1 protein-coding gene (only partly in view) is annotated in these 16,964 nt (G+C 70.9%); it reads left to right on the forward strand.

This entire window lies inside a single protein-coding gene on the forward strand: locus H0264_RS09120, encoding a non-ribosomal peptide synthetase (RefSeq protein ID WP_181583557.1). The 32,115-nt coding sequence extends 3,182 nt beyond the window's left edge and 11,969 nt beyond its right edge, so the window shows coding positions 3,183–20,146 — codons 1,061 (partial) to 6,716 (partial); the first codon wholly inside the window starts at position 2. The start codon and the stop codon both lie outside this window.

Genomic DNA, 16,964 nt, shown 5'->3' on the forward strand with positions numbered 1-16,964 from the left:
CTCGGTGCGCGGCGCGGACTCCTTCGCCGACCTGATCGCCCAGGTGCGCGACCGGGATCTGCGCGCCTTCGCGCACCGGGACGTGCCCTTCGAGCGCCTGGTCGAGGTGCTGAATCCGGCCCGCGCGCAGAACCGGCACCCGCTGTTCCAGGTGGCGCTGTTCATGCAGAACCTGGGCGACCTCACCGCCACCCTGCCGGGCCTGGCCGCCGAGCCGGTGGACTTCGATCCCGGCGTCGCCAAGTTCGATCTACAGCTGACCGTGGGCGAGTCGAGCGACGGCTACCGGCTCGAATACACCTACGCCACCGACCTTTTCGACGCCCCCACCATCGAGGCGTTCGCCGCCAAGTTCACCCGCCTGCTCACCGCCGTCGTCGCCGACGCCGACCGCCCGGTGGGTGATGTCGACCTGCTCGACGCCGGCGAACTCGACTACGTCCTGTCGAGCTGGAACGCCACCGGCCACAAGGTGCCCGACCAGTTCCTGCACGAGGGCTTCGACGCCCAGGCGAGCCGCACACCGGCCGCGCGCGCCCTGGTCTTCGGCGACGCCGAGCTCACCTACGCCGAGCTGTCGACCCGCGCCAACCGCCTGGCCCGCTACCTGATCGAGACCGGCGTGGGCCCGGAATCCCTGGTGGTGCTGGGCATGGCGCGCTCGGTCGAGCTGGTGGTCGCCATGTACGCGGTGCTGCGCGCCGGCGGCGCGTACGTGCCGGTCGACCCTGGACACCCGCCCGAGCGGGTCGGGCACATTCTCGACACCGCCCGCCCGCACGCGGTGCTCACCACCCACGGCGACGGCTTCGCCCTCCCGGACAGCGCCACCGTCCCCGTACACCACCTGGACGATCTGGATCTGTCCGGCTTCGCCGACACCAAGCTCACCGATCGCGACCGCCGCGCCGCCCTGCGCCCGGAGCACCCGGCCTACGTGCTGTTCACCTCCGGCTCCACCGGAAAACCCAAGGGCGTGGCGGTGACTCACCGCGCCATTGCCAATCAGCTGGCCTGGATGCAGTCCGAGTACCGGCTGCGCGGCGGCGACGTCTACCTGCAGAAGACGGCCACCACCTTCGACGTCTCACTGTGGGGCTACTTCCTGCCGCTGCGCGCGGGCGCGACCCTGGTGGTCGCCACCCCCGACGGCCACCGCGACCCCCGCTACATCGCGGAAACCATTGCCCGGCACCGGGTCACGCTCACCGACTTCGTGCCCTCCATGCTCGCGGTCTTCGCCGCGCACGCCGAGCGAGACGAACTCACCTCGCTGCGTGACGTTTTCGCCATCGGCGAGGCGCTGCCGCCGGAGACGGTGACCGCCTTCCAGCAGGTGTGCGACGCCGGCCTGCACAATCTGTACGGCCCCACCGAGGCCGCGGTGTCCATCACCTTCGTGGAGGCCACCGGCGACGACGAGACCACCGTCCCGATCGGCGAGCCGGAGTGGAATTCGCAGGTCTACGTGCTGGATTCGCGACTGCACCCGGTGGCTCCCGGCGTGCCCGGCGAGTTGTACCTGGCCGGTGTGCAATTGGCGCGCGGCTACCACGGCCGGGTCGATCTGACCTCGGATCGTTTCGTGGCCAACCCCTTCGGCCGTCCGGGCGAGCGCATGTACCGCACCGGCGACCTGGTGCGCTGGTCGGCGGACGGTCAGCTGATCTACCTGGGCCGCTCGGACTTCCAGATCAAGTTCCGCGGTCAGCGCATCGAACTGGCCGAGATCGAGAGCGCCCTGCTCACGGCCCCCGAGGTGAGCCAGGCGGCCGTGCGCCTGATCGACGGCGACTCCGGCGACTACCTGGCCGGCTATGTGATCCCCACGCCCGAAGCCGAACTCGATCTCGACGCGCTCAAGGACGGCCTCACCCGTCTGCTGCCGTCCTACATGGTGCCCACCGCCCTCGTCGAGCTCGCCGAATTCCCGCTGAACACCAGCGGCAAGCTGGATCGCAAGGCGCTGCCCGTTCCGGTCCTGCAGGCCAAGGCTTTCCGCGCTCCCGCCGACGCCGTGCAGGAACTGGTGGCACGGGTCTTCGCCGAGGTGCTGCGCACCGACCGCGTCGGCCTCGACGACGACTTCTTCGCCCTCGGCGGCAGCTCCCTGGACGCCACCAAGGTCACCTCCCGCATCGGCGAGGAGCTCGGTGCGCGAATTCCGGTGCGCGCGCTGTTCGAATCCGCGTCGGTCGAGAGTTTCGCCGCCGCCGTGGCCGCCCTGCGCCCCGAGCCGGCCCGGCCCGTGCTGCGCCCGCAGCCGCGCCCCGACCGCATTCCGCTCTCGCCCGCCCAGCAGCGACTGTGGTTCCTCAACCGCGTCGAGAACGAGGACGGCGAGGCCACCGCCTACAACCTGCCCGTGGTGCTGCGCCTGACCGGCCGCCTCGACCTGGCCGCGCTCGAGCAGGCGGTGCTGGACGTCATGGCCCGGCACGAATCCCTGCGCACCTTCTACCCGGCCACCGAAGACGGCCCCTACCAGCAGATTCTGGACATCGCCGAGATCGGCCTGAGCCTGAACCCGGTTCCGGTCGACGCCGCCGACCTGACCGCCGCCGTCACCGCCGTCACCGCGGCCGGTTTCGACGTGACGGCCGACCTGCCCTCCCGCATCGCTCTGCTCGTGGTGGACCACGGTCCCGGCGCCCCGCTGCGCGCCGGGGCCGAGTACGTCCTCGTCGTGGTGGTGCACCACATCGCCGCCGACGCACTGTCCATGCCGCCGCTGGTCGCGGATCTCGTGCGGGCCTACGAATCCCGGCTGCGCGCCGCCGAACCCGGCTGGGAACCCCTGGCCGTGCAGTACGCGGACTACAGCCTGTGGCAGCACGCGCTGCTCGGTGCGGCCGACCGGCCCGGTGACCTCGCGCACGATCAACTCGCGTTCTGGCGGGACGCGCTCGCCGGGGCTCCGGCGCAGCTCCCGCTGCCCACCGACCGCCCGCGGCCCGCGCAGCCCACCAATGCCGGTGCCGCCGTGCAGTTCTCGGTGGACGCCACGGTCGCCGCCGGACTGCGCGAGCTGGCGCGGGGGCAGCAGGCCAGCCTGTTCATGGTCGTGCACGCCGCCTTCGCCGCCGCCCTGGCCCGGCTCTGCGGCACCGCCGACATCACCGTGGGCTCGCCGGTCGGCGGTCGCGGCGCGCGCGAACTCGACGCGCTCATCGGCATGTTCGTCAACACCCTGGTGCTGCGCACCCGCGTGGACGGTGACGCCACCTTCGCCGATCTGGTCGCGGGCGTGCGGGCAACCGATCTGGCCGCGTTCGCCCATGCCGACCTGCCGTTCGAGCGGCTGGTGGACGCGCTGGCCGTGGATCGCAGCACCGGCGCGCATCCGCTGTTCCAGGTGATGCTCAGCTTCACCGAGGGGGCCCGCGCGGCGGAGGGCACGCTCACCCTCCCCGAGCTGACCGTGACCCCGGTCGAGATCGCCGACCCCACCGTCAAATTCGATCTGCACCTGGTGATCGGCGAAGATGGTGACGGGCTCACCGGCAGCCTGCGCTACGCCACCGAACTCTTCGACGCCGCCAGCGCGCAATCCTTCGCGACCCGTTTCGTGCGGGTGCTCGAAGCCGCCGCCTCCGACGCCACCGTGCGCGTCGGCGATATCGAACTGCTGGATGCCGCCGAGCGCGGCCGGGTCCTGCGCGAATGGAACGACACCGCAACGTTCGTCGACCCCGCGCTCACCCTGCCCGCCCTGTTCGAGGCGCAGGCGGCCCGCACCCCCGACGCACCCGCGGTCACCTTCGAGGGGACAACTCTGTCCTACGCCGCGTTCGCCGCGCGCGCGAACCGCCTGGCGCACTGGCTGATTCGCGCGGGCGTCGGCCCCGAATCGCTGGTGGCCCTGGGCATGCGGCGTTCGCTGGACCTGATCACCGGCATGTACGCGGTCACCCTGGCGGGCGGCGCGTACGTGCCGCTGGATCCCGACCACCCGGCCGAGCGACGACAGCACATCCTCGCCACCGCGCGCCCGGTGTGCGTGCTCACCTCCGGCTTCGACTTGGAAACCACTGCGGGAGACGAGGTCTGGACGCCACAGGTGCGCATCGACCGGGTCGACCTGTCCGGCGTCCCGGACCGGCCGGTCACCGACGCGGATCGGCTGCGCCCGCTGCATCCGGACAACACCGCCTACGTCATCTTCACCTCCGGCTCCACCGGCCGCCCCAAGGGCGTGGCCGTGTCGCACCGGTCCATCGTCAACCGCCTGGTGTGGATGCAGTCGGCGTACGTCCCGTTCGACGCGAATGACGTGCTGCTGCAGAAGACGCCGATGACCTTCGACGTGTCGGTGCCGGAGTTCTTCGGCCCGCTGCTGGTCGGCGCGCGCCTGGTGCTGGCCCGCCCGGACGGGCACGGCGATCCCGCCTATCTGCGGGAACTCATTCGCGCCGAGGGCATCACCATCGCCCACTTCGTGCCGTCCATGCTGACGGTGTTCGTGGCCGAACTGGAGGCCACCGGGCAGGCGGGGCACTGCCGCACCCTGCACACCGTGTTCTGCTCGGGTGAGGCGCTGCCCACCGCCGCCGCCCTGCGCATGCGGGAACTGACCGGCGCGCGGGTGCACAACCTGTACGGACCCACCGAGGCTGCCGTCGAGGTCAGTTGGCATGAGGCGCAGCCGGATTCGAGTCAGCCCGGCGGTGCGGCGACCACCGTGCCGATGGGCCGCCCGGTGTGGAACACCCGCCTGTACGTGCTCGACGCCCGGCTGCATCCGGTGCCCGCCGGCGTCCCCGGCGAGCTGTATCTCGCGGGCGTGCAGCTCGCGCGCGGCTACCTGAACCGGCCCGATATCACCGGTGACCGATTCGTCGCCGACCCCTACGGCGCACCCGGCGACCGCATGTACCGCACCGGCGACCTGGTGCGCTGGCTCGAACCGCGCGATCCGCGGACCGGTCTCGTCCGGCCCGGTGACGCGGTGGTGGAGTACCTGGGCCGCACCGACTTCCAGGTGAAGGTGCGCGGCCTGCGCATCGAACTCGGCGAGATCGAATCCGCGCTGCTGGCCTCGGACGAGGTGGCGCAGGCGGTGGTGCTGGTGCGCGACGATCACGGCACCGGCGATCGGCTGGTGGCGTACGCGGTGCCCGCGGCCGGTGCGACGCTCACCGCTGATAGTCTGAAAGCGGCTCTGGCGCAGCGTCTTCCGGCCTACATGGTCCCATCGGCGTTCGTGCTCATGGAGCACTTCCCGGTCAATGCCTCCGGCAAGGCCGACCGTACCGCCCTGCCCGCCCCGGATTTCGAGCCCACCGAGTTCCGCGAGCCGAGCGGACCGGGGGAGCGGCTGGTGGCCGAGGTCTTCGCCGGGTTGCTCGGCGTCGAACGCATCGGTGCGGACGACGATTTCTTCGACCTCGGCGGCAACTCGTTGATTGCCACCCAGCTGTCGGCCCGGCTCGCGAAGGCGGGCGGCGTCGAACTGCCGCTGCGCGCCATCTTCGAGACCCCGACCGTGGCCGGACTCGCCGCGCGGCTCGGCGACCTGGAATCAGGTCAGGGACAGCCGATCTCGCTGCTGCCCCCGCTGACCGCGCAGGAGCGCGGCGACCGGGTGCCGCTGTCCATCGCCCAGCAGCGAATGTGGTTCCTCAACCGCTTCGACGCCCGCGGCGGCGCATACAACATCCCGTTCGCGCTGCGCCTCACCGGCGCGCTCGATCTCGATGCCCTGCGCGCGGCCGTCGCCGACGTGATCGCCCGGCACGAGACGCTGCGCACCCTCTACCCCGAACACGACGGCGAGGCCGCCCAGCTGGTGCTGCCCGCCGGGACCAGGCTCCTCGACCTGGTTCCGGAAAACGTTGCCGCCCAGCAGGTTCCCGAGATCCTGACCAAGGTGGCGCGGGCCCCGTTCGACGTCACCGCCGAGGTGCCGCTGCGCGCCCGGCTGCTGCGGGTGGACGACGCCGAAATCACCACGCACATCCTGCTGGTGGTGGTGCATCACATCGCCGCCGACGGCTGGTCCTTCGCCCCGCTCACCCGCGATCTGGCCGCCGCCTATGTGGCCCGCTGCGCGGGCAATGCCCCACGCTGGCAACCGCTTCCGGTGCAGTACGCCGACTTCGCGCTCTGGCAGCGCGCCGCGCTGGGCCGCGTCGAGGACGCCGAATCCGTGCTGGCCCGCCAGCTCGGCTACTGGACCGGTCACCTGGCCGGACTGCCCGAGGTCATCGAGCTGCCCGCAGACCGTCCCCGTCCGGCCGTGGCGAGCAATCGCGGCGGCGCGGTCACCGGCCGCCTGGACGCCGTCCTGCACGCCGCCGTCGACCGCATTGCGAGCGAACTGCGGGTCACCCCGTTCATCGTGCTGCACACCGCGCTCGCGGTGCTGCTCAACCGGCTCGGCGCCGGCTCCGATATCGCGGTGGGCGCGCCCGTCGCGGGCCGAGGTGATCAGGCCCTGGACGACCTGGTCGGCATGTTCGTCAACACCCTGGTGCTGCGCACCGAGGTCCCCGCCGAGGCCACCCTGGCCGAGCTGATCACGCACGTCCGCGATGTCGACCTCACCGCCTTCGATCACGCGGCCGTGCCGTTCGAGCAGATCGTGGAGGCGGTGAATCCGGTGCGCTCGCAGGCGCACGCACCGCTCTACCAGGTCTCGCTCACCCTGCAGAATCAGCGCAAACCCGAGATCCGCCTGCATCGCCTGGAGATCTCCGCCCTCGAAACCGGTACCGCTCCCATCCAATTCGACCTGGATTGGACGCTGAGCGACCGCTACACCGCAGACGGTGCGCCGGACGGCCTCGACATCCACCTGCGCTATGCCGCCGACCTGTTCGACGCCGAAACCGCCGACTGGTTCCTGACCGCCTTCGAACGCGTGGTGCGGGCCCTGGCGGCCGACACCCGCACCCGGGTGGGCGATGTCGAGCTCATGTCGGTGAGCGAACGCGGCACCCTGCTGTCGGATCACAATGCCACCGCGTACCCGGTGGCCCGGGAAACACTGTGCGAATTGCTGGATCGCCGCACCGCCCCGGACGACGCGGTGGCGGTGGCCTTCGAGGGCGTCACGCTCACCTACGCGGAATTCGAAGGCCGCGTCAATCGCCTTGCCCGCCTGCTCATTTCCGAAGGCGTCGGTCCGGAGTCGGTGGTCGGCCTCGCGGTGCCGCGCTCGATCGACCTGGTGGCCGGGATCATGGCCATTGTGCGCGCCGGTGGCGCGTACCTGCCCATCGACCCGGACCACCCGGCCGACCGCATCGCCCACATCCTCGAAACCGCCGCTCCCACATTGGTTCTGACGGTGGAGGGTGTGGCGCTGCCCACCACCGATGAGGTCCGGGCGCTGCGCCTGGATCAGGTGGACCTGACCGGATTCGACGCCGCACCGGTCCGCGATACGGACCGCCTGGGCGCTCTGACCCCCGACAATGCCGCCTACATGATCTTCACCTCGGGTTCGACCGGCCGCCCGAAGGGTGTGGCCGTCTCGCACGCGGCGATCGTGAACCGCCTGGTGTGGATGCAGACCGAATACGGCCTGACCACCGAAGACGTTGTGCTGCAAAAGACTCCGGCCACGTTCGATGTGTCGGTGTGGGAGTTCTTCTGGCCCTTGCAGATCGGCGCGAAGCTGGTCGTGGCCAAGCCGGACGGCCATCGCGATCCCGCTTACCTGGCGGATCTCATTGCCCGCGAAGGCGTGACCGTCGCCCACTTCGTGCCGTCCATGCTCGCGGTATTCGTTTCTGGTCTAGAGGGCCGGTCAGTAACACCGGATGGAAGCGTGCCCTTGCGGCAGGTCTTCGCCTCCGGTGAAGCGTTGCCCGCCGCGACCGCGCAGCAGCTGCGCGAGTTGACCGGTGCGCGCCTGCACAACCTGTACGGTCCCACCGAGGCCGCGGTGGACGTGACCTTCCACGAGGTCGTCGACGCCGACACCAGCACCGTGCCGATCGGCGCGCCTGTCTTCAATACCCGGGTGTACGTGCTGGATTCGCGTCTGCGTCCGGTTCCGGTGGGTGTCGCGGGTGAGCTGTACCTGGCGGGCGACCAGCTGGCCCGTGGCTACACGGCCCGCCCCGACCTCACCTCGGATCGCTTCGTCGCCGACCCCTTCGGTGTGCCCGGCACCCGCATGTACCGCACCGGCGACCTAGTCCGGTGGAACCGCGCCGGTGAGCTGGACTATCTGGGCCGCAACGACTTTCAGGTGAAGTTGCGCGGCCTGCGCATCGAGCTCGGCGAGATCGAGGCCGCCCTGACCGCGCTGGACTCGGTGGTCCAGGCCGCCGTCGTGCTCCAGGGCCGCGACACCGACCCCGCCGGAGCGCGACTCGTCGCCTACGTCGTGCCCATCGCGACGGCCGATGCGGCGGATGCCCAGGCGAATGCCGCCCTCCGCGAACAGATCCTGTCTGCCGTGGCGGGGAACCTGCCCGCGTACATGGTGCCCTCGGCGCTGGTGCTGCTGGCTGAGCTGCCGCTCAATGCCTCCGGCAAGTTGGACCGGAAGGCGCTGCCCGCTGTCGAGCTCGCCGAGGTGGGTGCGGCGGCGTACCGCGCGCCGCGTGCGGGAACGGAAACCGTGCTGGCAGAGCTGATTGCCACGCTCGTCGGAGCCGGCGCGGACGCGCGGATCGGCGCGGACGACGACTTCTTCGCGGTCGGCGGCAACTCGCTGCTGGCCATGCGGCTGGTGGCGCGGGCCAATGCGGCGCTGGGCTGCGATCTGAATGTGCGGGATGTGTTCGAAGCCCCGACCGTCGCGGCGCTCGCGCTGCGCGCGGGGGAGGCGTCGGGGGCGGAGGTGCCCGGCTCGGCACTGGTTGCTCGCCGTCGTCCGGCGCGAATCCCACTGTCGCTGGCACAGACCCGCATGTGGCTGTTGCACCGGTTGGACCCGGAGTCGGCGGTCTACCACATCCCGGTCGCCATCCGGCTGTCCGGAACCCTGGATGAGCGGGCATTGCGCCTGGCTGTCGCCGATGTGATCGAGCGGCACGAGTCGCTGCGCACCGTTTTCCCCGAAGATGCCGAGGGCCCGCACCAGGTGGTGCTGCCCTTCTCCGAGGTGGTGTTGCCCTCGCTGGCGGCCGTCCCGGTGGCGGCGGACGAGCTGACCGACGCCGTGCTCGCCACGGCGGCCGTCCCGTTCGATCTGCGCACGCGGATTCCGGTGCACGCCGCCCTGTTCCGGGCGGCGGCCGACGATCATGTGCTGTTGTTCGTCGCTCACCACATCGCCGCCGATGGCGTCTCCACCGGCCCGCTGGCCCGCGACCTCATGGCCGCCTACGCCGCCCGCACCGCCGGAGCGGACCACGGGCTGCCCGAGCTCGCGGTGCAGTACGCCGACTTCACGCTGTGGCAGCACGAGACCCTCGGCTCTGCCGACGACCCGGAATCGGTGCTGTCCCAGCAGATCTCGCACTGGCGCACCGAACTGGCCGGACTGGCGCCGGTGCTCGAACTACCCACGGATCGTCCCCGCCCGGCGGTGGCGACGGGTCGGGGTTCGTCGCTGGAATTCGCGATCCCCGCCGAAACCGCCACGGCCCTGGCGGCTTTCGCGCGCACCCACGGAGCCTCGGACTTCATGGTGCTGCACGCCGCCTTCGCGGCACTGCTGTCGCGCCTGTCGGCCACCGAGGACATCGCCATCGGCACCCCGGTGGCGGGGCGCGCCGAGGAGGCCCTCGACGACCTGGTCGGCATGTTCGTCAACACCCTGGTGCTGCGCACCGCCGTCCGGCCCGGCGCGAGCTTCGCCGAGCTGCTGGCGGAGGTTCGCGACACCGACGTACGCGCCTTCGCGCACGCGGACCTGCCGTTCGAGCGCCTGGTGGACGAGCTGAATCCGGTGCGCTCCCAGGCGTACTCGCCCATCGTTCAGGTGCTGCTGGGTTTCGAGCAGCGCACCGGCGACGTCCTGGAGCTGCCGGGCCTGGAGGTCTCCGGCTTCCCGCTCGGCAATCAGGTGGCGCAGTTCGATCTGGCGCTGGCCCTCACCGAGACCGACGCCGCCGGACTGCACGCCATCCTGCGCTACAGCACCGATCTGTTCGACGCCCCCACCGTCGAGGCCATTGCCCGCCGCTTCGTCCGGGTGCTGACCACGGCTCTCGCCGATCCGGACATCCGCATCGCCGATATCGATCTGCTCGATGCCGCCGAATACGACCTGGTCGTATCCGGCTGGAACGACACCGCTTTCGACCTGGACGCCGTGCTGAACGGCGGCGCGCGGACGCTGGCGGCACTGTTCGAGGCGCAGGTCGAGCGCACCCCGGACAGGACCGCCGTCAGCTTCGAGGGGACAGGTCTGTCCTATGCCGAGCTGGCCGCGCGGGCGCGCCGCCTGGCCCGGCACCTCATCACCCAGGGTGTCGAGCCCGGTGCGGTGGTGGCGCTCGGCATGCGCCGCTCCCTCGACCTGGTGGTCGGCATGTACGCCGTCACCCTGGCCGGCGGCGCGTACCTGCCGCTGGACCCGGACCACCCGGCCGAGCGCACGGAATACGTGCTCGCCGTGGCCTCGCCGGTCACCGTGCTCACCTCCGGCGAAGACCTGCCGATCGATACCGCCCAGGTGCGCATCGACCTGTTGGACCTGACCACCTACTCCGATGGGCCGCTGAGCGAGTCGGAACGGTTCGCGCCGCTGCGTGATTCGGATACCGCGTACGTGATCTTCACCTCGGGTTCGACCGGCCGCCCGAAGGGCGTGGCGGTTTCGCACGCGGCGATCGTGAATCGTCTGGTGTGGATGCAGGCCGAATACGGTCTCACTACTGAAGATGTCGTGTTGCAGAAGACTCCGGCCACGTTCGATGTGTCGGTGTGGGAGTTCTTCTGGCCGTTGCAGGTCGGCGCGAAGCTGATTGTGGCCAAACCGGACGGGCATCGCGATCCGGCCTACCTGGCGCGGATCATTGCCGAAGAGGGCGTCACCACGGCGCATTTCGTGCCGTCCATGCTGTCGGTCTTCGTCGCCGCCCTCGCCGAGGGCACCGCCGCCACGCCGATCGGTCTGCGGCAGGTCTTCGCCTCGGGCGAGGCGCTGCCCGCCGCGACCGCGCAGCAGCTGCGTGAGTTGACCGGTGCGCGCCTGCACAACCTGTACGGTCCCACCGAGGCCGCGGTGGACGTGACCTTCCATGAGGTCGTCGACGCTGACACCAGCACCGTGCCGATCGGCGCGCCGGTCTTCAATACCCGTGTCTACGTGCTGGATTCGCGACTGCATCCGGTCCCGGTGGGTGTCGCGGGTGAGCTGTATCTCGCGGGCGATCAGCTCGCGACCGGCTATATCGCGCGCCCCGATATCACTTCGGATCGCTTCGTAGCCAACCCCTTCGGCACGGCCGAGCGCATGTACCGCACCGGCGACCTGGTGAAGTGGACCGGCGCGGGTGAGCTGGAGTACTTGGGCCGCACCGACTTCCAGGTGAAGTTGCGTGGTCTGCGCATCGAGCTCGGCGAGATCGAGGCCGCCCTCACCGCCCACGACTCCATCGCCCAGGCAGTCGTGGTCCTGCGCTCCGACGCCCGCACAGGCGACCACCTGGTGGCCTACCTCGTTGGTGCGCTTGGGCAGTCTGCGCCAGGGGCGCAGGGTGGGCAAGCGCAGCACCCCGCAGCGGAGAGCGTCCTCGACACAGCCGAGCTGAAGTCCGCCCTGGCAGCAACCCTCCCGTCCTACATGGTCCCCTCGGCCTTCGTGACACTGGATGCCCTGCCGCTCAATGCTTCCGGCAAGCTGGACCGCCGGGCACTGCCCGCACCGGTCTTCGCGGCCAAGCAGCACCGCGCTCCGGTGACCGCGGCGGAACTGACCGTCGCCGAGGTCTTCACCGAACTGCTCGGCGTCGCGCACATCGGCCTCGACGACGACTTCTTCGCCCTCGGCGGCAATTCGCTCACCGCCACCCGCGCCGCCGCCCGCCTGGGCGCGACCTTCGACGCGGACCTCCCCGTTCGGCTGCTGTTCAATGCCTCCACCGTGGCCGAACTGGCCGCTGCCGTAGCCGAACTCACCGGCACCGGCGGCCGGGCTCCGCTCACCGCCCGCCCGCGCCCGGAACTGATCCCGCTGTCCCCGGCGCAGCGCCGCATGTGGTTCCTCAACCGGTTCGACCCGGCCGAGTTCGTGCACAATATTCCGGTCGCCATCCGGCTCACCGGCGCGCTCGACACCGCCGCCCTGACCGCCGCCATCGGCGATGTGATCGCCCGGCACGAGACCCTGCGCACCGTCTACCCCGACCTGGACGGCGATGGCTACCAGCACATTCTGGATGCCGAGACCGTGCCGGTGATCATCGAACTGGATGCCGCCGACCCGGCCGCACTGGTCGCGTTCGCCGCCGAGCCGTTCGATGTCACCGCTGCCGCGCCGGTACGCATCGGCCTGGCGCGGGTGGCCGTGGACGAGCACATCCTGGTGCTGGTCGTGCACCACATCTCCGCCGACGGCTTCTCCATGGGTCCGCTGGCGCGCGATATCGCCCTCGCCTATGCCGCCCGCGTCGCGGGCACCGCACCGGCGTGGACCGAATTGCCGGTGCAGTACGCCGATTACGCGTTGTGGCAGCAGGAGGTGCTCGGCGACGAATCAGACCCCGGTTCGCTCGCCGCACGCCAGCTGGACTTCTGGCGGCACACCCTGCGCGGGCTGCCCGCCCAGCTGGATCTGCCGTCCGACCGTCCGCGTCCGGCGGTGGCCTCCCATGCCGCGGCCGCGCGGAGCGTCACGCTCGACGCCGGACTGCTCGCCGGAATCGACACGCTGGCAAGCCGTTTCGACGCGACCCCGTTCATGGTCGTGCACGCCGCCCTGGCGGTGCTGCTGGCCCGCCTGTCCGGCACGACCGATATCGCGATCGGCGCACCGATCGCGGGCCGCGGCGACGCCGCGCTGGACGACCTGGTCGGCCAGTTCGTGAACACGCTGGTGTTGCGGGCGGAGGTGCCGGGCGCGGAGCCGTTCGCGCAGCTGCTGCGCCGGGTCGCCGCAGGCGATCTGGATGCGTTCGCGAATGCCGACGTCCCGTTCGAGCGGCTGGTGGAGGTGCTCGACCCGCCGCGTTCGGAGGGCCGCCACCCGCTGTTCCAGGTCGCGCTGTTCTACCAGAACCTGACTCCGGTCAGCATGCGGCTGGGCGAGGTCACCGTGGCCGAGCACGCGCTCGAGCACGATACGACCCGCTTCGACCTGCAACTCACCGTCACCGGCGATGTGCTCCGATTCACCTACGCCACCGATCTTTTCGACGCCGCCACCATCGATGCGATGGGCGCGCGGCTGCTGCGCGTGCTGTCCGCCGTCGTCGCCGACCCGGACACCGTCGTCGGCGATATCGACCTGTTCGAGTCCGCCGAACGGCGGCGCGTGCTCACCGATTGGAACGCCTCCGGCCACCCGGTACCCGCCGGGGCCATGCTGCTCGACGAGTTCCGGGCCCAGGCCGCCGCCACCCCGGACGCCCCGGCGCTGCGCTACGCCCCGGAGGACGGAACGCCCGGCCTGACACTCACCTACGGTGAGTTCGCCGCCCGCGTCAACCGGCTGGCCCGCCATTTGATCACCACCGGCGTGGGCCCGGAATCGCTGGTGGCCCTGGCTATTCGGCGTTCACCCGAGCTGGTGATCGCCATCTATGCGGTGCTCGAGGCGGGCGGCGCGTATGTGCCGATCGACCCCGACCACCCGGCCCAGCGCATCGCCCACATCCTCGACACCGCCCAGCCGGCCGCCCTGCTCTCCAGCACAACGGATCTGGTGGAGACCGGCTACGCCGGGCCGACCATCCTGGTGGACGCGGTGAACCTGGACGGCTACTCCGCCGCCCCGATCGCGCCTGCCGAGCGCCGCGCCGCCGTGCATCCGGACCAGCCCGCCTACGTCATCTTCACCTCGGGTTCGACCGGAAAGCCCAAGGGCGTCAGTGTCTCCCACGCGGCCATCGTCAACCAGTGCGCCTGGATGCAGCACGAGTACGGCCTCACCCCGGCCGATGTGTACCTGCAGAAGACCGCCACCACCTTCGACGTCTCGCTGTGGGGCTGGTTCCTGCCGCTGCGCGTCGGCGCGACCCTGCTGCTCGCCACACCCGATGGCCACCGTGATCCCGGCTACCTGACCGACGTGATCGCCGAATACGGCGTCACCGTCACCGATTTCGTGCCGTCCATGCTCAGCGTCTTCGCCACCGCCGCAGATCCGGAGCGACTGCGCGGCGCGCTGCGCAGTCTGCGACAGGTCTTCGTCATCGGCGAGGCGCTGCCCGCCGAGACGGTGCGGTCCTTCGGCGAGGTCTCCGCTGCCCGGCTGCACAACCTCTACGGCCCGACCGAGGCCGCGGTCAGCATCACCTACCGCGATGTCACCGGCGAGGTCGATCGCGCGGTCATGCCGATCGGCGTCCCGGAGTGGAACAGCCGTGTCTACGTGCTCGATTCGCGGCTGCGCCCCACTCTGCCCGGAGTGGCGGGCGAGCTGTACCTGGCCGGCACGCAGCTGGCCCGCGGCTACCACGGCCGCGTCGATCTGACCTCGGATCGCTTCGTGGCCAACCCGTTCGACGCCCCGGGCGAGCGCATGTACCGCACCGGTGACCTGGTGCGCTGGGAATCGCACGGCGGCACCGCCGAACTCGTGTACCTGGGCCGCATCGACTTCCAGGTGAAGTTCCGCGGTCAGCGCATCGAACTCGGTGAGATCGAGGCGGTCATGGCGGCGGTGCCCGGGGTGGCGCAGGCTGCCGTGCAGGTTGCCACCACGGCCACCGGCGACCACCTGATCGGTTACGTCACGGCTGTCGCCGACGGCGAAGTAAGCACGGACACAACGGAACTGGAAGCCGCAGTGCGCACCGCCGCAGCGGCCGAACTCCCGTCCTACATGATCCCCTCCGCCGTCATCGTGCTGCCGGAATTCCCGCTCAACTCCTCCGGCAAGCTGGACCGCAAGGCCCTGCCGGACGCCGCCTCCGACCCCCGCCTGTCCGGGGCCTTCGGCGGCAGCGTCTACCGGGCCCCGTCCACCCCGGCCGAACTGATTGTGGCCGAGGAGTTCTCGGCCATCCTGGGCGTCGAACAGGTCGGTGCGGACGACGACTTCTTCGACCTGGGCGGCAACTCCCTGGTCGCCATGCGCGTGCTGGCCCGCATCGGCGAACGCCAGGGCCGCCGCATCCCGGTGCGCCTGCTGTTCGAGGCCCCCACCGTCGCCGCGCTCGCCGCCCGCCTGACCGGCGGCGGCGAGGCGAGCGACGACCTGCTGCCGCTGGTGGCCGGCCCGCGTCCGGAGATCGTGCCGCTCTCGCCCACCCAGCAGGGCATGTGGTTCCTGAACCGCCTGGATCCGGAATCCGGCGTCAACAACCTGCCTGCCGCCGTGCGCATTCTCGGCACCCTGGACCTGCCCGCCATGCGGGCCGCCTTCGCCGATGTGACCGACCGGCACGAGACCCTGCGCACGCTCTACCCGGCCGATGCCGCCGGAACCGGACAGCAGGTGGTGCTCCCGGCGGGAACGGCGGCCCTCGACCTCGAGGTGCGCCCCGCCGCGGGCCCGCTCGACGACGCCTGGCTGACCGAATTCGTCGGCGCCGGTTTCGATGTCACCACCGAGGTGCCGGTGCGCGCCGCCCTGGTGCGCGAATCCGAGCACAGTCATGTGCTGGTGGTGGTGCTGCACCACATCGCCGGTGACGGCTTCTCCATGAATCCGCTGCTGCGCGACGTGATCTCGGCCTACCTCGCCCGCACGGCCGGCACCGCCCCGGTGTGGCCGGAGCTCACCGTGCAGTACGCCGACTACGCCCTGTGGCAGCGCGCCATGCTGGAACGCACCGGCGTGCAGCAGCTGGCCTACTGGACCGAGCGCCTGCGCGACCTGCCCGAGGAACTCGCCCTGCCGACCGACCGGCCGCGCCCGGCCGTCGCCTCGCAGCGCGGCGCGGTGGCCCGCGCCCGCATCAGCGGCGAGGTCGCGACCGCACTGCATCGAATCGCCAAGGAACACAACGCCACCCCGTTCATGGTGTGGCATGCCGCGCTGTCGGTGCTGCTGTCCCGGCTCACCGGTTCCGACGATATCGCCGTCGGCACCCCGCTGGCCGGTCGTGGCGGAGCGGCGCTCGACGAACTCGTCGGCATGTTCGTGAACACCCTGGTCCTGCGCACCCACCCGGAACCGGGCCGCGATTTCACCGACCTGCTGGCGCACACCCGCGACGCCGATCTGGCCGCGTTCGCACACGCGCTCGTGCCGTTCGATCAGGTGGTGGATGCCCTGGGCGTGGCGCGCACGCAGGCTCGCAATCCGCTGTTCACGGTGGCCCTGAGCTACGTGAACCTGGGCGCGCAGACCCACGCGGTGCCCGGTCTGGTGCTGGAACCGGTCGGCTTCGAGCATCCGATCGCCAAGTTCGACCTGCAGTTCACCGTCTCCGACGAACTCGATTCCGACGGCCACCTGGCCATCGAATTGAACTACGCCACCGACCTTTTCGACGCCGGCACGGCCGCCACCCTGCTGCGCCGGCTGGGCCGGGTGCTGGGTGCGGTCGCGGCCGATCCGGGCGTGCGCATCGGCGACATCGAACTGCTGTCGCCGTCCGAGCGCAACGGTCTGCTGGACCGCTCGGCGACCGCCGCCGTGCGGCCGGTCACGCTGGGCGAACTCCTGACCGCCACCGCCATGGCCTCCCCGGACGCGGTGGCACTGCGCTACCGGGGCCGCACCCTCACCTACGCCCAGGTCGATGCCGAATCCTCGCGACTGGCACGGCTTCTCATCGCTCGCGGGCTCGGCGCGGAGGACTTCGTCGCCGTCGCGGTCCCGCGGTCGGAGCTGTCGATCCTGTGCGTGTGGGCGGTCGCCAAGACCGGCGCGGCTTTCGTCCCGGTGGACCCCACCTACCCGGCCGACCGCATCGTGCACATGCTGACCGATTCGGGCGCGGCCA

This window comes from Nocardia huaxiensis (assembly GCF_013744875.1).
In the GTDB taxonomy this organism is placed as follows: domain Bacteria; phylum Actinomycetota; class Actinomycetes; order Mycobacteriales; family Mycobacteriaceae; genus Nocardia; species Nocardia huaxiensis.